Source organism: Streptomyces sp. NPDC001750 (genome assembly GCF_042892615.1).
Classification (GTDB): Bacteria; Actinomycetota; Actinomycetes; order Streptomycetales; family Streptomycetaceae; genus Streptomyces.
This window is the reverse complement of the sequence record NZ_JBIAUE010000039.1, coordinates 1-16,784: the sequence shown is the minus strand read 5'-3', so window position 1 is coordinate 16,784 and position 16,784 is coordinate 1. Positions and strand designations below refer to the sequence as shown.

The 16,784-nt window shown below is 72.8% G+C and carries 20 protein-coding genes and 1 pseudogene; 10 read left to right on the top strand and 11 right to left on the bottom strand.

Translation table 11 applies throughout. The features are described from left to right. Positions 1 to 84 precede the first annotated feature (84 nt). Together ACFYY6_RS34690 and ACFYY6_RS34685 are read left to right on the top strand one after the other, a co-directional pair. The gene (locus ACFYY6_RS34690; RefSeq protein WP_386609743.1) at positions 85 to 1,302 is read left to right on the top strand and encodes a hypothetical protein; all 1,218 of its coding nucleotides are present in this window, start codon (positions 85 to 87) and stop codon (positions 1,300 to 1,302) included. A gap of 129 nt (positions 1,303 to 1,431) precedes the next feature. Further along, entirely contained in the window at positions 1,432 to 2,244 is an 813-nt protein-coding gene (locus ACFYY6_RS34685; protein ID WP_351634636.1) for a Sir2 family NAD-dependent protein deacetylase, read from the top strand. 72 nt (positions 2,245 to 2,316) lie between these two features. Here the strand turns inward: ACFYY6_RS34685 and ACFYY6_RS34680 are convergent, their stop codons facing one another. After that, the gene (locus tag ACFYY6_RS34680) at positions 2,317 to 2,730 is read right to left on the bottom strand and encodes a (2Fe-2S) ferredoxin domain-containing protein (RefSeq protein WP_351520130.1); all 414 of its coding nucleotides are present in this window, start codon (positions 2,728 to 2,730) and stop codon (positions 2,317 to 2,319) included. Positions 2,731 to 3,064: 334 nt separating this feature from the next. Here ACFYY6_RS34680 and ACFYY6_RS34675 point away from each other — a divergent pair, with 334 nt between their 5' ends. After that, entirely contained in the window at positions 3,065 to 3,649 is a 585-nt protein-coding gene (locus ACFYY6_RS34675) for a TMEM165/GDT1 family protein (RefSeq protein ID WP_073792150.1), read from the top strand. Positions 3,650 to 3,875: 226 nt separating this feature from the next. Here ACFYY6_RS34675 and ACFYY6_RS34670 read toward each other — a convergent pair whose 3' ends face one another. The 5 genes from ACFYY6_RS34670 to rpmB form a co-directional block, all read right to left on the bottom strand. Continuing rightward, on the bottom strand, positions 3,876 to 4,430 hold the full coding sequence (locus ACFYY6_RS34670; protein ID WP_351634638.1) for a methylated-DNA--[protein]-cysteine S-methyltransferase: 555 nt from the start codon (positions 4,428 to 4,430) through the stop codon (positions 3,876 to 3,878). A 20-nt stretch (positions 4,431 to 4,450) separates the two neighbouring features. Beyond that, positions 4,451 to 5,926: an AlkA N-terminal domain-containing protein gene (locus ACFYY6_RS34665; RefSeq protein ID WP_389197258.1), complete on the bottom strand. Its 1,476-nt coding sequence runs from the start codon at positions 5,924 to 5,926 to the stop codon at positions 4,451 to 4,453. A 98-nt stretch (positions 5,927 to 6,024) separates the two neighbouring features. Beyond that, entirely contained in the window at positions 6,025 to 7,278 is a 1,254-nt protein-coding gene (locus ACFYY6_RS34660) for an MFS transporter (protein WP_389197256.1), read from the bottom strand. Between the two features lie 325 nt (positions 7,279 to 7,603). After that, complete coding sequence (gene rpsN, locus ACFYY6_RS34655) at positions 7,604 to 7,909, bottom strand: 30S ribosomal protein S14 (protein WP_351520136.1); 306 nt, start codon at positions 7,907 to 7,909, stop codon at positions 7,604 to 7,606. Further along, on the bottom strand, positions 7,909 to 8,145 hold the full coding sequence (gene rpmB, locus ACFYY6_RS34650; RefSeq protein ID WP_351634646.1) for a 50S ribosomal protein L28: 237 nt from the start codon (positions 8,143 to 8,145) through the stop codon (positions 7,909 to 7,911). Before rpmB ends, rpsN begins: the two co-directional genes overlap by 1 nt. Before the next feature lie 66 nt (positions 8,146 to 8,211). On the opposite strand from rpmB, the gene rpmG reads away from it, so the two are divergent. From rpmG to rpsR, 4 genes are read left to right on the top strand one after another with little or no spacing between them, the layout of a single operon-like run. After that, the gene (rpmG, locus tag ACFYY6_RS34645) at positions 8,212 to 8,376 is read left to right on the top strand and encodes a 50S ribosomal protein L33 (protein WP_073791973.1); all 165 of its coding nucleotides are present in this window, start codon (positions 8,212 to 8,214) and stop codon (positions 8,374 to 8,376) included. Positions 8,377 to 8,426: 50 nt separating this feature from the next. Then, positions 8,427 to 8,681: a type B 50S ribosomal protein L31 gene (locus ACFYY6_RS34640; RefSeq protein ID WP_351520138.1), complete on the top strand. Its 255-nt coding sequence runs from the start codon at positions 8,427 to 8,429 to the stop codon at positions 8,679 to 8,681. Beyond that, positions 8,681 to 9,835, top strand: coding sequence for a CobW family GTP-binding protein (locus tag ACFYY6_RS34635; protein WP_386609737.1), 1,155 nt, complete (start codon positions 8,681 to 8,683; stop codon positions 9,833 to 9,835). The genes ACFYY6_RS34640 and ACFYY6_RS34635 overlap by 1 nt, the downstream gene beginning before the upstream one ends. 55 nt (positions 9,836 to 9,890) lie before the next feature. Next, complete coding sequence (gene rpsR, locus ACFYY6_RS34630) at positions 9,891 to 10,127, top strand: 30S ribosomal protein S18 (RefSeq protein ID WP_351520140.1); 237 nt, start codon at positions 9,891 to 9,893, stop codon at positions 10,125 to 10,127. A gap of 91 nt (positions 10,128 to 10,218) precedes the next feature. On the opposite strand, the gene ACFYY6_RS34625 is transcribed toward rpsR, so the two are convergent. Further along, entirely contained in the window at positions 10,219 to 10,761 is a 543-nt protein-coding gene (locus ACFYY6_RS34625) for an O-acetyl-ADP-ribose deacetylase (RefSeq protein ID WP_351520142.1), read from the bottom strand. A 103-nt stretch (positions 10,762 to 10,864) separates the two neighbouring features. On the opposite strand from ACFYY6_RS34625, the gene ACFYY6_RS34620 reads away from it, so the two are divergent. Continuing rightward, complete coding sequence (locus ACFYY6_RS34620; RefSeq protein WP_351520143.1) at positions 10,865 to 11,776, top strand: GNAT family N-acetyltransferase; 912 nt, start codon at positions 10,865 to 10,867, stop codon at positions 11,774 to 11,776. Between the two features lie 81 nt (positions 11,777 to 11,857). Here ACFYY6_RS34620 and ACFYY6_RS34615 read toward each other — a convergent pair whose 3' ends face one another. Next, positions 11,858 to 13,276: an NAD(P)/FAD-dependent oxidoreductase gene (locus tag ACFYY6_RS34615; protein ID WP_351520145.1), complete on the bottom strand. Its 1,419-nt coding sequence runs from the start codon at positions 13,274 to 13,276 to the stop codon at positions 11,858 to 11,860. Between the two features lie 174 nt (positions 13,277 to 13,450). On the opposite strand from ACFYY6_RS34615, the gene ACFYY6_RS34610 reads away from it, so the two are divergent. Further along, entirely contained in the window at positions 13,451 to 14,296 is an 846-nt protein-coding gene (locus tag ACFYY6_RS34610) for a nucleotidyltransferase domain-containing protein (RefSeq protein WP_386609766.1), read from the top strand. Between the two features lie 55 nt (positions 14,297 to 14,351). Here the strand turns inward: ACFYY6_RS34610 and ACFYY6_RS34605 are convergent, their stop codons facing one another. The 3 genes from ACFYY6_RS34605 to ACFYY6_RS34595 form a co-directional block, all read right to left on the bottom strand. Then, positions 14,352 to 15,239 carry an inositol monophosphatase family protein gene (locus ACFYY6_RS34605; protein ID WP_351520146.1) on the bottom strand — a complete coding sequence of 296 codons (888 nt, stop codon included), beginning with the start codon at positions 15,237 to 15,239 and terminating at the stop codon, positions 14,352 to 14,354. A gap of 131 nt (positions 15,240 to 15,370) precedes the next feature. Then, entirely contained in the window at positions 15,371 to 15,730 is a 360-nt protein-coding gene (locus tag ACFYY6_RS34600; protein WP_351520147.1) for a hypothetical protein, read from the bottom strand. Positions 15,731 to 15,872: 142 nt separating this feature from the next. Then, a complete protein-coding gene (locus tag ACFYY6_RS34595; RefSeq protein WP_386609735.1) occupies positions 15,873 to 16,595 on the bottom strand; it encodes a TetR family transcriptional regulator in 723 nt (240 codons plus the stop codon). 108 nt (positions 16,596 to 16,703) lie between these two features. Between ACFYY6_RS34595 and ACFYY6_RS34590 the strand changes: the two are divergent. Then, positions 16,704 to 16,784, top strand: a pseudogene (locus ACFYY6_RS34590) (electron transfer flavoprotein subunit beta); the annotation flags it as partial.

Genomic DNA, 16,784 nt, shown 5'->3' with positions numbered 1-16,784 from the left:
TGCCGGACGCGCGAATTCACCCGCCCGTCGTCCGCGGTGCACGCTCGGCCCGCATCATCCGAACTCCACGACAGCGGAGGGGACATGCGCAAGCACACGGGTCTTTTCGGTGGGTTCGCGGCGTCGGTCGTCGCGGCGTTCGTCTGTACCACGTTCTCCTGTACGGCGGTCGCCGCCACGGCGCCGACGGCGACCGCACGGTCGGCACCCGCCCCGACCCCCTCTCGTGACATGCCGTCGTCGGTCGACGGCGGCGCCTGGCGCTCGGGCCACGTCCAGGGCATGGCGATCGACCGTCGCAAGGGCTTCATGTACTTCTCGATGACCGACCTGCTGGTCAAGACCGACCTCAGGGGAAACCCGGTGGGCTCGGTCACCGGCTTCACCGGCCATCTCGGCGATCTGGATTTCGACGAGAAGGACGGCCGGGTGTACGGCTCGCTGGAGTACAAGGAGGCGAAGTCCTTCTCCATCGCGATCCTGGACGTGGACCGCGTCACCCGCATGGACATGGACGCCCGGTCCACAGGCGTCGTCTCGACCGTCCACCTCGAGGAGGTCGTGAAGGACTTCACCGCCGACATGGACGGCGACGGCGTGTTCGACGGAGACACCGCCGACACCCCCGACCACCGCTACGGCTGCAGCGGCATCGACGGCGTCGCGTTCGGCCCGGCGTTCGGAGACCGGCGCGGCAGGCACGCCGAGCGGCGGCTGACGGTCGCGTACGGCGTGTACGCCAACCGGGACCGCACGGACAACGACCACCAGGTGCTGCTCCAGTACGACGTCACGCGGTGGCGGAAGTACGAGCGCCCGCTGACCGAGTCGGCCCCGCACACCAGCGGTCCCGCCCGCGTCGACGGCAAGTTCTTCGTGTACACCGGGAACACCACGTACGGCGTGCAGAACCTGGAGTACGACGGAGACAGCGGCAACTGGCTGATGGCCGTCTACCAGGGCACCAAGCCCGATTTTCCCCATTACTCGGTGTTCGCGCTGGACGGTGCGAGGAAGCCGGTGCGCGGGCTCGTCCGGGGCCAGCGGACACCGGAGCGCGGCCTGCTGCTCCCCCTGCTGCGCGAGGGTGCGCACGACGCGGCGACGGGTACGTACGGATGGCCGGCACCGGGCCGGTACGGGCAGTACGGGCTGGTCTCGCTCGACGACGGACGCTTCTACGTGGCCCGAAGCGGCACCGCCCAGGAGGGAGGCGTCACCAAGCAGACCGCCCGCGCCGAGCTGCACACCTGGACGGGCCGGACCCCGTCACCGTTCCGTCCCGTGGGCCCCGCGGCCTGACGTCCGTCCGGCTCGGTCCTCGACCCTCGTGTCCCCCTCGCCCCGTGCGGTTCGGCCTGTGCGTCGGCCCGTGCGTCGCGGGCGAAATGGCCTCGCGGGCGGCGTCCGGCGCTGCGTACGCTCGTGGCCATGACTCTCGTCGCGATCCTCAGCGGCGCCGGTATCTCCACGGATTCCGGCATCCCCGACTACCGCGGGCCGAACGGGCTCTGGCGCAAGGACCCGGAGGCCGAGAAGCTCGTCACGTACGACTGCTACATGAGCGATCCGGACATCCGCAGGCGTTCGTGGCAGATGCGCCGCACCAGCGCGACCTGGAACGCGCGGCCGAACGCCGCCCACCGCGCGGTGGCCGAGCTGGAGCGGTCCGGCACGCCGGTGCGGGTGATCACGCAGAACGTCGACGGTCTGCACCAGCTGGCCGGTCTCCCCGCCCGCAAGGTCCTGGAACTGCACGGCACGGCGCGCAAGGTGGTCTGCACCCGTTGCCACGCCTGCTCCCCCATGGCCGAGGCCCTGGCCCGGGTCGAGGCGGGCGAGGCCGATCCGCCGTGCACGGTCTGCGGCGGCATCCTGAAGTCGGCGACGATCATGTTCGGCGAACGGCTGGACCCGGTGGTCCTCGGCGAGGCGATGGCGATCGCCAAGGCGTGCGAGGTGTTCATCGCGGTCGGGACGACGCTCCAGGTGCAGCCCGCCGCCTCGCTGGCGGGGATCGCGGTGGAGCACGGGGCACGCCTGATCGTGGTGAACGCCGAGCCCACGCCGTACGACGAACTGGCCGCCGAGACCATTCGTGAACCGATCGGGACGGCCCTTCCCGCACTGCTGAGGCGGCTGACGGCGGCCACGGGCACGGACGGGGCCGGAGACGGAAGCGATGGCGACGGAAACGACGCTGCTGTGGACGGTGGCCGCGGGGACACGGGCTCCCGGGGCTGAGGTCCGGGGGCCGGGCCGACCGGTGCGACCGCGGTGACCCCGAGGCACCTCGCCCCGCGATCCGACGGGCGCTCAGTCCCCCGGTTCTCGCAGTTCCCGCTGGACGCGGCGCGAGGGGCGGAAGGCGTAGAGGTCGAGGATCCCGGGCGGGTCCACCAGCCCCGGCCCGCCCGCCTCGACCCAGGCAGCGATGTCCGTCACGGCGTCCGGGTCGTTGACGAGCCCGAGCCAGACCGGCCGGCCACCGGCCGCGCGCCCCTGAGCCGAGGGCTGCACGACGACGACATTGGCCTGTTCGCAGGCGTCCAGGCAGTCCACGGCGCGGACCGTCGCCACGTCGGCGAGCGTCCGGCGCAGCACGGCGAGCTGACCGGCGTGGTCCACGTCCGGGATCTTCGGGGTTCCGCAGCAGCAGCCGCGGCAGACGCTGACGGTGGGCCGGGAGACGCCCTGTACGGGGGCGGGTTTGCGCGGGCGGCGGCTCATACGGGGACGCCTCCGGAGTCGGCTCGGACGATCACTCGGGGACTGTACCGACCCCGCATCGGATCGAACACCTGCGCACCTCAGGTGGTCGTTGGGGTACAGTGGGCGGCTGCGAAGGGGAGTAGCCCCGCGAACCGGTCGTCGACACACTGGAGCCCTCGGGTTCCCGGTGGCCGGGCCCGTGAGCCCCACGGGCGGGCGAGACCTTCGGTCAGGTATGACGTGCCCGCGACCCGCGGGTGCCGACGTCGTGCCGGGCCGAGTGGTCCTCCGGACAGCCCGAGTGGCGCTTCGCGAAGGCCCGGGGCCCGGCTCTCACAGAAAGCCACCCGGAATGCACCTCGACCCCCTGGCGATCATCACCGCCTTCGGGCTGATCTTCCTCGCCGAACTGCCGGACAAGACGATGTTCGCGTCGCTCGCCATGGGCACCCGCATGCGCCCGCTGTACGTCTGGTTCGGCACGTCGTCCGCGTTCATCGTGCATGTCGCGATCGCCGTCGGGGCGGGCAGCCTGATCGGGCTGCTGCCGGACTGGCTCGTCAAGGTCGTCTCGGCGTCCCTGTTCGCGTTCGGCGCGTTCATGCTGCTGCGTGCCGGCGGCGGCGATGACGAGGAGGAGGACGGCGCCAGGACGGTGACCGGGTTCTGGCCGGTCTACTCGACCGCGTTCATGGCGGTCTTCATCAGCGAGTGGGGCGATCTGACGCAGATCACCACGGCCAATCTGGCCGCGAGCAACGGCACCTGGTCCACGGCGATCGGGTCCGCGGCCGCGCTGATGTCGGTCTCGGCGCTGGCGCTGCTCGCGGGGCAGTTCATCGCGAAGCGGGTGCCGCTCAAGACGGTTCAGCGGATCGGCGGGCTGTGCATGCTGGGCCTGGCGATCTGGACCGTGGTGGAGATCTTCGTCGGCTGACGCCGCACGGGGCTCCCGGCACCGACCGACCGGGCGGACGCACGCCCCCGACCGGGCTCCGGCGCCACCCGGGGCCCGGGATTCCGCCGCCGCCCGGGCCCGGGGCCGACACCATCCGGTCCCGAATCTCCGCCGCCCGGGCTTCCGGCGTCACACGTCCGCCGCGTCGGCCCGGGCGGTGTCACGCGTCCACCCTCCCCGGGAGGCGTCAGGAGCCGGGGAGGCGTCAGAAGAGGGACAGGTCCGGGCCGTCGTCGCGTCCGCCCTTCTCGAAGGCCAGCAGCCGTTGCTTGCGGTCGAGCCCGCCGCCATAGCCGGTGAGGCTGCCGGAGGCACCGATCACGCGGTGGCAGGGGACGATGATGCCCACCGGGTTCTTGCCGTTGGCGAGACCCACCGCACGGGAGGCGCCCGGCTTGCCGAGCGTCTCGGCCAGCTCACCGTACGAGCGGGTCTCGCCGTACGGGATCAGCTGGAGCTGCGCCCAGACACTGCGCTGGAACGGGGTGCCGTCCAGGCACAACGGCAGGTCGAACGCGCGCAGCTCGCCGGCGAAGTAGGCGTCGAGCTGGCGGATCGCCTCCGTGAACGGGCGCGGGTCGGGCTCGCCGAAGGTCTCCTCGGGCGGGCGGTGGCGCTGCTCGGTCATGTAGAGGCCCGAGAGCACGCCGTCGGTGGCGACGAGTGTCAGCGGGCCGTAGGGGCTGTCGACGACGGTGTGCCGCCGGTGGACGGCCGTCCCGGGCCGCCGGGAGGTCGTGGTTGCGGGCGTGGTGGTCATGACGAATCGTCCCAACTGGGTCATGCGGGCAGGTGGTTGATGGGGTGGTCGTCGACGGTCCAGAGGTACTGGACCGCGTACGCGCGCCAGGGCCGCCAGGCCGCCGCGCGGGCGGTGAGCGCGGCGGGGGTCGACGGGAGGCCGAGCTCCGCGGCGGCGCGGCGGATGCCGAGGTCGGTGGGGAGGAAGGCGTCCGGGTCGCCGAGGGCGCGCATCGCGATCACCTCGACGGTCCAGGGGCCGAAGCCGGGGAGGACGGCCAGTTCGGTCCGTGTCCGCTCCCAGTCGCTGTCGGTGCCGAGCCGGAGCGTTCCGCCGGCGAGCACGCCGACCAGCGTGGTGAGCGTGGTGCGGCGGGTACGGGGCAGGGCGAGTCGTTCGGGGTCGAGTCCGGCGAGCGCGTCCGGGGCCGGGAACAGATGGGTGAGGCCGCCGCCCTCCGGGTCGTCGACGGGGACGCCGTGCGCGGCGACCAGGCGCGCCGCGTGGGTACGTGCGGCGGCGGTCGACACCTGCTGCCCGAGCACCGCCCGTACGGCGAACTCCGCGCCGTCGACGGTACGCGGCACCCGTCGTCCGGGGGCCGTGTCGACCAGGGGTGCGAGCAGCGGATCGGCGCGCAGCCGGTCGTCGACGGCCACCGGGTCGGCGTCCAGGTCGAGCAGCCAGCGGCAGCGGCTGATGGCGAGGGTGAGGTCCCGGGGGTCGGTGAGGAACAACCGGCAGCCGATGTGGCCGGGGCGCGGGGTGAGGGAGACGATGCCGTGCCCGTACGGGAGGGTGAGCGTGCGGCGGTAGGCACCGTCGCGCCACTCCTCGACGCCGGGGACCGCGGTGGCGGCGAGGTGTCCGAAGAGGTTGGAAGGGTTCAGCGGTGCCCGGTACGGCAGCCGCAGCGAGATCACCCCCGGGGCGGGTGTCGGTGTCGTGGACCGGGCGGCGCGGCTGCGCAGCTCACCCGGGGCGAGGGCGAAGACCTCGCGCACGGTGTCGTTGAATGTGCGGATCGAGGCGAACCCGGCGGCGAACGCGACCTCTGCCATGGGCAACGAGGTGGTCTCGATGAGCAGGCGCGCGGTCTGGGCCCGTTGGGCGCGGGCCAGGGCGAGCGGGCCCGCACCCAGTTCGGCGAGGAGTTGACGCTCGATCTGCCGGGCGGAGTAGCCGAGTCGGGCGGCGAGCCCGGGAACGCCCTCGCGGTCGACGACACCGTCGCGGATCAGGCGCATGGCGCGGGCGACGGAGTCGGCGCGGGCGTTCCATTCCGGGGAGCCGGGGCTGGTGTCGGGCCGACAGCGCTTGCAGGCCCGGAATCCGGCCTGCTGGCAGGCGGCGGCGCTGGGGTAGAAGGTCATGTTCTCGACCTTGGGCGGCACGACGGGGCAGCTGGGGCGACAGTAGATCCGGGTGGTGAGAACCGCCGTGAAGAACCAGCCGTCGAAGCGGGCGTCCTTCGACTGGACCGCCCGTACGCAGCGCTCGGTGTCCGTGTACATGTCTCCAGCATGGGCCACCGGGCACCCTCGGGCTGGCGAGAATCCGACATCGACCTCGCACTGCCAGGTACTCTCCTCCTCCCGGTCGGGCACCTCCCTCAGTCCCGCGCCGGTCCGACGGGCCGGGCCGTGCCGGTGGTGGACGTCCGGCCGGCATCGGCAGGTGTCCGGCCGGCCTCCCTCCGCCCGCGCAACAGCATCGGGGCACCGGCGAGGCTCACGACGAGGGTGCCGATGCCGGCCAGCGCCAGCGCACCGGCGCCGCCGAGCAGGCTCACCGCCGGGCCGCCGAACGCGGTTCCGGTCAGGTTGGCACCGTTCAGCGCGGCGCCGGAGGACGCGAAGGCCCGCCCGCGCACGTCGGCCGGGACGCGGGCGTGGATCAGGTTGCGGATGGCCAGGGCCTGCAGGGAGTTGGCGGCCCCGGTGAGCACGAAGGCGCCGAGGGCGACGGCGAACACCGGGATCCCGGCGCTCGCGGCCAGCGCGGCCCCCATGAGGACCCCGGCCCCCGCCAGCACGCGCGGCTGCCACGCCACGGGGATCCTCGGAGCGATCAGCGCGGAGGTGAGGAGCATGCCGAGGGTGTGCGCGGTGACGAGGACGCCGTACGCCGTGTCGGACGCCCCGAGGTCGTCACGGATGAAGAACACCCGCGCCACACTCAGCACGGCGGTGAACAGGATGGCCGCAAAGAGCGCCGCGATCGCGGTGCGCAGCAGCCGGTCCGCGCCCAGCACCCCCACTCCTTCGCGCACCTGGACGAGCCAGTTCCCGGAGGTTCCGGCGACGGGTCGGCGCCGGACCCGCAGCCCGAGGAAGGCCACCGCCATGGCGGCGAACGTCGCCGCGTCGCACAGCAGCGCCACGCGGTCGTCGAAGGCGGCCACGAGGAGACCGGCGAGCGCGGGACCGACCACGTTGCCGGCCGAGCGGAAGGTCTCCAACCGGGCGTAGCCCCGGGCCGCGTTCTCCTCGCCGAGGATCTCGGGCACCAGGAGGAGCAGCGCGGGAGAGACCACGGCCGGCCCGACCCCGAGCAGGGCCAGCAGCCCGATGCTCGCCACCACGTCGGTGACGAACGCCAGCCCCAGGGCGATCACGGCCTGGAGGGCCGTCACGACGACGATCAGCCGACCGCTCTCGACCCGGTCGACCAGGGGCGCCGCCAGGGGGCCCACCACCACGAGCGGCAGCACCCCCGCGATGACGAGGGCCGATATCGCGAGACCCGACCGCCCCTGGTCGTGCAACCGGATGGTCAGCGCGAGGAGCGCCATCTGGTCGCCCATCGCGGACAGTCCGTACAGCGCCCCCACGACGGAGAGGACGAGGCCGCGGTTTCGAAGCATCCGCAGATCCTGCCAGCCGCGGAGGGCCGGTACGCGGCAGGGGCATCGAATCCGGCCGGGTCCACGCGGACCGCCCCCGGCCGCGCCGGTCCGGACCGGCCGCCCGCCCCGTACCGGTGCGCATCGCCCGCCCTCACCGCACCGGTCCGCGCTGTCGGCCCGCGACGCACCGCTACGGATGGACCATGCGGTCGAGCCGTCGCGGACCGACCGGGCGGCGGCCTGATCATCCGTACCGGTCGAGGGGGCGGCGGCCGGCCCGTCCCTGCCGGTCGACCGGGCGGCGGCCGGCACCGCTCCCCGGCCGCCGCCCCGAACGACCCCCTCACCAGGAGGACTTGGTGACCCCCGGCAGCAGCCCGGCGTGGGCCTGTTCGCGCACGCGCACGCGGGAGAGCCCGAACTTCCGCAGATGCCCGCGCGGCCGTCCGTCCACCGCGTCGCGGTTCCGCACCCGGGTGGCGCTCGCGTCGCGGGGCTGGCGCCGGAGTTCGTCCGCCGCCGCACGGCGTTCACCGTCCGTACTGGACGGCCGCCGGACGATCTCCTTCAGCTCGGCGCGGCGGGCGGCGTACCGCTCGACGACCGCCTTGCGCCGCTCGTTCCGTGCGATCTTGCTCTTCTTCGCCATCAGACCTTCTCCCCCCTGGCCCGGATGCGGGCGACGGCCGCCTCGACACCGATGGCGTCGACGGTCCTGATCGCCCTGGCGCTGAGCGTCAGCCGGACGCTGCGCCCCTCGCTCGGCAGCCAGTAGCGCTTGCGCTGGATGTTGGGGTCGAAGCGACGCGAGGTGCGCCGGTGCGAGTGGGAGACGCGGTTGCCGAAGCCCGGCCGGGCGCCGGTCAGTTGGCAGTGGGCGGACATGGCACTACTCGTTTCCCGCGGCGGACCGCGTGTTGGAAATGGAAATCATTGCCATATAGTAGCGGCATGGCTCGCACCGAACTGCGCCCCGTCGTCAGGCTCCGCTCCACCGCGGGGACCGGCTACACGTACGTCACCCGCAAGAACCGTCGCAGCGACCCCGAACGCATGGTCCTGCGCAAGTACGACCCGGTCGCCCGCAGGCACGTCGACTTCCGCGAAGAACGCTGACCGACCGCTCCGGACCTCCCGTCCGGGCTCCCCTCCCCGAAGGACCCGCCATGAAGCCAGGAATCCACCCGCCGTACGGCCCCGTCGTCTTCCGCGACAAGGCGGCCGGGTCGGCCTTCCTCACCCGCTCCACCGTGACCAGTGACAAGACGATCGCGTGGGAGGACGGCAACACCTACCCCGTCGTGGATGTCGAGATCTCCTCCGCGAGCCACCCCTTCTACACAGGCACCGCACGCGTACTGGACACCGCCGGACGCGTCGAGCGGTTCGAACGCCGCTACGGCCGGCGCGGGGCGAACTGATGCGGAGCGCGACGCGGTTGCCCGTCGTGATCGTCGGCGGCCTCCATTCCGACGCCCGCAGGGAGGTCGTGGAACGGCTGCTGCGCACCGTCCCCGGCAGCGTCGCCCTGCACCACGATCTGACCGGCGCCGCCAAGGGCACGGTCCGGCGCACCGTGCGGGACTCCTCGGGCGAACTGTCCGGCGCGGACACCCCGCTCGTCGACGACTGCGCCTGCTGCGCACTGCGCGAGGACCTGGTCCCCGAGCTGAGGCGGCTGGCCGACGCCGGACCGGCCGGACCGGCGATCGTCGAGCTGTGGGACTCCGTCGAACCCCGGACGATGGCCGAGGTGATCGTCGCGCACGGCGGTGACGTGCTCGAACTCACCAATGTCATCACCGCCGTCGATCCCGCGCTCGTGCTGCCGTACCTCGGGAACGGCGACGACCTGGCCGAGGCGGGACTCGCGGCGGCGGCGAACGACCGGCGGACCGTGGGCGACACCTGGGCACGTCAACTTGAGTACGCGCCCGTGCTCGCCCTCGTGGACAACGAGGCGGCGGACGACGAGGACCGCGCTCTCCTCGTCCAGCTGCACCCGACGGCCCGTCATGTTCCCGCCGGGTCCACGGAACTGGCCCGCCTCGCCTTCGCCGGCTTCGACGTGGAGTCGGCCGCCGCCGCCCAGCACCCCGCCTGCGCGCTGCTGCCGCAGGAGGCGGACGAGGCCGGTGTCACCACGCTCGTCTGGCACCGCAGCCGCCCCTTCCACCCCGAACGGCTGTACCGGGCGCTGGAGGACCTGTGTTGCGCCGCGGCCCGCAGCCGTGGCCGCTTCTGGCTCGCCGACCGACCCGACACCCTGCTGGCCTGGGACGCGGCGGGCGGCGCGCTCTGCGTGGAGAGCGCGGGTCCGTGGCTGGCTTCGCTGCCGGACGCCGCCTGGGACCTGGTGCCCCCGGTGCGCAGGGCCGCGGCAGCGCTCGACTGGCACCCCGAGCACGGCGACCGCTGCCAGCACCTGGTCTTCACCTCACCGGCCCTGGACCGCGACGGGGTGGTCCGGCTCCTCGACTCCTGCCTCCTCACCGACGCCGAATACGCGGAAGGGCCCGAGGCCTGGAAGCGGCTCCCCGCTCCGTTCGACTCGTTCCTCGACCCGGTCCCCTGACCGCACCCCCACGCCCTCGGACAACACGCCCCTCGGAAAACCACCAGGAGTTCCCATGGCACGAAGCGACGACCAGCGCGCGTCACCGAAGGCCCGGCCCAATCCGCTGGACGCGGCCGGAATCACCTACATCGATTACAAGGACACCGATTTGCTGCGGAAGTTCATCTCGGACCGCGGCAAGATCCGCAGCCGTCGCCTGACCCGCGTCACCGCCCAGCAGCAGCGGCTGCTCGCCCGCGCGATCAGGAACGCCCGCGAAATGGCCCTGCTGCCCACTCCTCACAAGTGACCGCGTACCGCATGGTCTCGGCGTGCACCTCCCCGGCACGCCGAGGCCATGTGGTCCTTCCCCGCGCGACGGCGGTCCCGCTCCGCCGCGCTCAACCGTGCGCCGACAGAACCTCTTCGAACACGGCATACGCCTGCGCGTCGAACAACACGAACCGCACCTCCTCGACCGGCGCGACGGCCTCCGCCAGCACCGTACGGACGGCGATGCGCGCCCCGTCGTCCATGGGCCAGCCGTAGATCCCCGTCGAGATCGCGGGAAACGCCACCGTGCGCGCTCCCAACTCCGCCGCCACGCGCAGTGATTCGCGGTAGCAGGAGGCGAGCAGCTCGGAGCGGTCCTCGCCCCTGCTCCACACCGGCCCCACAGTGTGCACCACCCACCGGGCATCCAGCCTCCCCGCGGTCGTCGCCACCGCCCGCCCCGTGGGCAACCCCTTCCCGTACCGCGAAGCCCGCAGCTCACGGCAGGCGGCCAGGATCTCGGGCCCTCCACGCCGATGCACCGCTCCGTCGACCCCGCCCCCGCCGAGCAGCGAGGAATTCGCCGCGTTGACGATGACATCGACGGACTGCCGAGTGATGTCGCCCCGTACCAGAGTGACGGTGACGGCCTCGGGTTCAGGTGTACTCATACACCCATGATGCCGCGCCCGGGGCGGGCGGCATCTCGCGGCGGTAGCGCGCCGACGGCGAAATCACGCGCTCGCTCCCCGGACGGCGTGACAGTGTGACCGGGTGACGGAATTCAACATCCTTGGTGAAAGTGCCGACTGGCAGAACGACTTCGAGCAGCGGCTGCGCGCCGCGCACACGGCCGCCGGGCTCGGCGAGGCCGCGGTGGCGCGCAGGGTCGAGGAGGTGCGCGCCGACATCCTCGACTGGACGATCGTCGAGATCACCGAGGCCGGTACCCGAGTGGGGCACGTCGCCGTGGTCGTGGCCGACGACCGCGGCACGCCCGCCGGCCGTATCGGCGACCTCCGCGTCGGCGCGTCGCACGCCGGACGGGGGTACGAACGGGCCGCCAGGGACTGGGCCGAGAGCTGGTGCGCGGAGCGTGGAGCGCGCCGGATGGACGTGCGGCTCATAGGGCCCGACGACGGGCCGTTCGACGACTACGGCGTCCGCGGCCAGGTCAGGGCGCGGCCCGTCGCCTCCCCACCGGAACCGCTCGACGGCATCACCGCCCGCCCGATGACTCCGGACGAATTCCCCGAATGGCTCGCCGCGGAGAAGGACTCCTACGTACACGGCATCGTCCGGGCGGGAGCGCTGAGCCCCGAGGACGCCGTACGCAAGTCCGACCGCGACTTCGCGAAGCTGATCCCCGAGGGCCTGGCCACGCCCGACAACACGTTCCTGGTACTTGAAACAGGCGGCGGGAAGATCGGCACCGGCTGGTTGAAGCACGGGTATCTTCCCGGCGTCACCTACGGCTACTCGCTGCACGTCCAGGAGCGGCACCGCGGCAGAGGGTACGGGCGGGCCGCGATGACGGCCGGGGAACGGGCCACGCTCGCGGCGGGCGACTCGGCGCTGATGTTCACCGTGTGGGGCGGCAACGAGGTGGCGATGAACCTGTACACGAGCGCCGGTTACCACGTCGTGGAGGAGAACCGCTCCATCGACCTGCCCCGCCCGGCCTGACGGGCACGCCCCCGGACCTGTCCGCCCCAACGGCCCCGGCACACGAGCGCGTCAGGCGGCGGCTAGGCGCCTGACGCGCCGTCAGTACGCCGTGCGCAGGCGCCTCCACACCGCCTTCGCCGCATGGTGGCCGGACATGCCGTGTACCCCGGGGCCGGGCGGGGTCGCCGAGGAGCACAGGAACACCGCCGGATGGGCCGTCGCGTACGGGACACGCGCCAGCTTGGGCCGGATCACCGTCTGGAGACCGGCGAACGCACCGCACGCGATGTCGCCGTCCACGTAGTTGGCGTTGCGCGCCGCGATCCGGGGCGGACCGGCCACCGCCCTCGCCAGCACCAGATCACGGAACCCGGGGGCGAAACGCTCCAGTTGGCGTTCGATGACCTCGGTGGCATCGCCCTCCCAGCCCGCCGGGACGTGTCCGTACGCCCAGAAGACGTGCCGGCCCTCGGGTGCGCGGGAGGGATCGATCAGGCTGGGCTGCGCGGTGATCAGGAACGGCACGCTCGGGTCGCGGCCCGCCACGGCGGCGCTCAGCGCGGCGTCGATCTCACCGGCCGTGGGACCGATGTGGACCGTCCCGGCCCGGCGCGCCTCCGGAGCGGTCCACGGAACCGGGCCCGACAGCGCGTAATCGATCTTGAAGCAGGACGCCCCGTACCGGTAACCGTTGTACGCGCGGCCCAGACCCGCGATGCGGGCGAGGGCGGAGGGCGAGGTGTCGAAGACGTACGCCCGGGCGGGCGGGAGTTCGTCGAGGCGCCTGACCTCCGTGCCGGTGCGGATCGTGCCGCCCTGTTCTCGCACGTACGAGGCGAGGGCGTCGGAGATGGCCTGCGATCCGCCGCGTGGCACCGGCCAGCCCCTCTCATGCGCGGCCAGGGCGAAGAGCAGGGCGATACCGCCGGTCGCCACCCCGCTGACGGGCGCGATGGCGTGGGCGGCGAGCCCGGCGAACAACCCGCGCGCCTTCTCGCCCCGGAACCGGCGGGAGAGCAGCGTCGCGGGCTGGAGCGCGTCGAGACCGAACCGCACCCAGCGGTACGGGTCACGGGGCAGCCCGTCCCACGGGGTGCGCAGGAAGTCCTCGGCGAGGGTGTCCCAGTGGCCGAGGAACGGGGCGACGAGTCTGCGGTACGCCCCCGCGTCCTGGGCACCGAGCGACATGGCGCTCTCCCCCACGGACCCGGTGAGCACCGCGGCCGACCCGTCCGGGAACGGGTGGGCCAGCGCCAGCTCCGGCTGGAGCCACTCCAGACCGTGCCGGGCGAGCGGCATGGCGGTGAACGCGGGCGAACCGATCCCCAGCGGGTGGACGGCGGAACAGGGATCGTGGCGGAAGCCCGGCAAGGTGAGTTCCTCCGTGCGGGCACCGCCTCCCACGGTGTCGCCCGCCTCGAAGACCTCCACGGCGAAACCGCGCCGGGCCAGTTCGGCCGCGGCGGTCAGTCCATTGGGCCCCGCCCCCACGACGACGGCATCGAGCATCGACGGCACCTTCGGACTCCTTCGTCAGCCGACGGCCAGCACGTCCAGGATATTCCGAGCCTCCGGCGGCGCGGGCGGGGGTAGGGTCACCGTGCGATGAACCCACCGAACTCTGCCGACTCCCACGCTCGGCGGCCGTCTGTGACACGGCAGGTCCCGATCGTGCCCGCCCGGATCGCCGACATGGCGTCCCGGCTCGTCTCGGTGCCCGGTGTCCGTGCGGTCTCCCTGGGCGGCAGTCGGGCCCGGGGCACGCATCGCCCGGACTCCGACTGGGATCTGGGCGTCTACTGTCGCGGCGTCCCCGATGTCGCCGCGCTCACCGCGCTGGCCTCCGAGGTCCAGGGCGCCCCCGCGGAGGTCGCGGGGCCCGGCGGCTGGGGCCCCTGGGTGAACGGCGGGGCCTGGCTGCGCGTGGACGGCACCCCGGTGGACTGGATCCTGCGCGATCTGGACCGGGTGGAGGCGGTGTGGTCGGACTGCCTGGCCGGGCGCTACGAAGTGGGCGTGCAGCCGGGGCATCCGCTCGGTTTCTGGTCCCCCGCCTATCCGGGCGAGGTCGCGCTGTGCCACGTACTCGCCGACCCCCACGGTGATCTGACGGCGCTTCGTCGAGCGACGGCCTACTACCCGCAGCCGCTGCGCGCGGCGCTGGTGGAAGCCGCGTGGGAGGCGGAGTTCCTGGTGGAGTGCACCCGCAAGTCGTCCTCCGCCGGCGACACGCTCCATGTCGCCCTGTGTCTGTCGCGCGCGTTCGGCATCCTCGCCCAGTCGCTCCACGCCCACCACCGCGTGTGGTGCCTGAACGAGAAGGGCGCGCTGGCCGCCGCGGCCGCGCTGCCGGACGCTCCCCCGGACCTCGCCGCGCGAGTCGGTGAGGTGCTGCGGGGACTGGACCCGGCGGCGGTGGAGCGGGCCTCGGAACTGGTACGGAGCGTCCGGTCGGCCCTCGCGTCCGGCGGCGGGGAAGGCCCGGACGGCACGGACGGCCGGCAAGGCGCGGACGGCCGGGAGGGTCCGGACGGCTGAGGGACCTGGGCCCTGACCCGCGGCGGACGGGGCCCGGGCGGCCGGCGGTGGCCGGTCAGGCTCCTTCGCGCAGCGCGCTCAGGACACGTTCGACGGTCGCACCGTCGCGGCCCGCCGTGAACGGCAGGTCATTGCCTCCGGCGATCCGGAAGGGGGCGCCGGAGAGTGTGGCCTGGGCGCCGCCCGTCTCGGCGACCAGCAGCAGACCGGCCGCGTGGTCCCAGGCGTACTCCCAGGTGAAGGCGACCGCGTCGAGCTCCCCGCGCGCGACGGCGAGGTATTCGAGACCGGCCGAGCCACAGGGCCGGGCGTCGATGCCGTCGGTACGCAGGCCGAGCAGTGCCCGCTTCTGTGCGTCGGTGGTGTAGTCGGGGTGCGACGTGGCCACTTCGAGAACGGCGCCGGGGGCGGGCGTGCCGGACCGTATCGGCTGCCCGTTCAGCGTGGCGCCCCGGCCGCGGACCGCGACGGCCATCTGGTCGAGGGCCGGGGCGTAGGTCCACGAGGCGAGGAGTTCGCCGCGGTGTGCGAGGGAGACCAGGGTGCAGAAGCCCGGTTCACCGCGTACGAACTGGCGGGTGCCGTCGACCGGGTCGACGATCCACACCGGAGCGTCACCGTCCAGCGCGTCGTACACCGAAGGGTCGGCGTGGACCGCCTCCTCCCCGACCACGACCGAGCCGGGCAGGAGCCGGGACAGCGAGGCGGTGAGGTGTTCCTCCGCCAGCCGGTCGGCGACGGTGACGAGGTCGTGCGGGCCGTTCTTCTCGACGATCTCGTGCGCGGCGAGCTGCCGGTGGCGGGGCATGATCTCGGCGGCGGCCGCCGCGCGCACCGCTTCCTCGACGTCGTTCAGGCGTCCGGCGGGACCGCCGCCGTCGGTGTCGGTGTTCCCGACGATGCCGGAGATTTCCGCGATTCCGGCGAGAAGTTCATCCATCATGCCCCCAGCCAATCACGACCCGCGGGGAGATCGATGACCCGCCCATGGCGGGAAGGTGGCCGCCAGGTGTACGACGCGCCGGACCGGTGTGGCGCGGGACACATCGGGCCGGACGCTCGAAGTCGTGGTGCTCAGAGCCAGTCGTCCCTCCTCGGCGGCTCGCAGAGCTCGAAGACCACCTCACCGGCGGCCGGATCGCCCCCGGCCAACGGCCGCACCCGTGCACCGACCGCCACGAGGTGCGGTGCGGCGCCCACGACGCGGCAACGGAACACGAATCCCTCGGGAAGCCTGACGAGCGACTCGTTGCGCGCCGCCTCCGTGTAACGGTGCACGACGCCGGACCTCACCACGACGCCCAGACCGTCGCTGTGTTCGGACCTCAGATCACTCGACGCGCACACCGGGCACAGCAGCCTCCGGAACGAGGCGGTGCCGCACCAACGGCAGCGGTGGTAGTGCAGGCCGGTTTCCTCACGCTCCGTCTGCACGGTGTCATTCGACGACTGGGACACGTTCGACCCCTTGCGCTCGGCTCGGATGCGCCATGCGTGCGCGTCGGCGCGTCCGCACCATAGGGCACTGAGTGCCGAGACGTAAAGGCACTCAGTGCCAAGGAGGCGACTTCCGGCGTCAGTCCTGACCGATGACCGACTCGATCTGCTGCACCACGCGCCACATCGGCGCGTTCTTCGCGGCGACCATCACCACCACGTCGCCGTCGGCCGCACCGCCGTCGGCCGAGGGCGGCGACACGTCCCCGGCCGCCGCGCTCCCCCACACCCTCCGCACCAGCCCGAAGGCGTGGTCCACCGCCGTCTCCGCGTCGCCCTCGCCGCCCGAGCGCAGCCAGGAGCGCAGCCCGTTGTTGTGCGCGGCGACCACGGACGCGGCGATCACCTCGGCACGGAGCGCGCCGTCCCGCGCGTCGCCGTAGCGCTCACGGAGGTAGCCGGCCAGCGTCTGTTCGTACCGGCGCACCACGGACAGTTCGTAGGTCCGCAGCCCGGGCACCTCCCGGGTGAGCCGGTAGCGCTGGACGGAGAACTCGGGGTTGGCGGCGTACATGCGCAGCACGAGGCGGGCCGCGTCGCACACCGCGTCGACCGGTTCCATGTCGTCGGCCGCCGCCAGGAACGCGGTCATGTCGGCGAGACACCGCTCGTGGTCCGGGAAGACCGCGTCCTCCTTCGAGGGGAAGTACCGGAAGAACGACCGGCGCCCGACCCCGGCCCGGGCCACGATGTCGTCCACCGTGGTCCGCTCGAAGCCCCGCTCCAGGAAGAGCTGGAAGGCAGCCTCGGCCAGCACCTCCCGCATGGGGGCCTTCTTCGCCGGTCTGCGTGCGTCAGTCATGCGGGGAACGTAGCATCGAAAGACGCTTTCTGGCACTGCGTTCCTTTACAGAGGGTACTGAGTGCCATATTGTCGTCTCTACCAACCGCACCAGGTAGGAGAGCCGGCGTGAGCTTGAGGATCGTTGTCTGTGTGAAGTATGTGCCGGATGCGACGGGTGACCGGCGTTTCTCGGATGATCTGACGGTG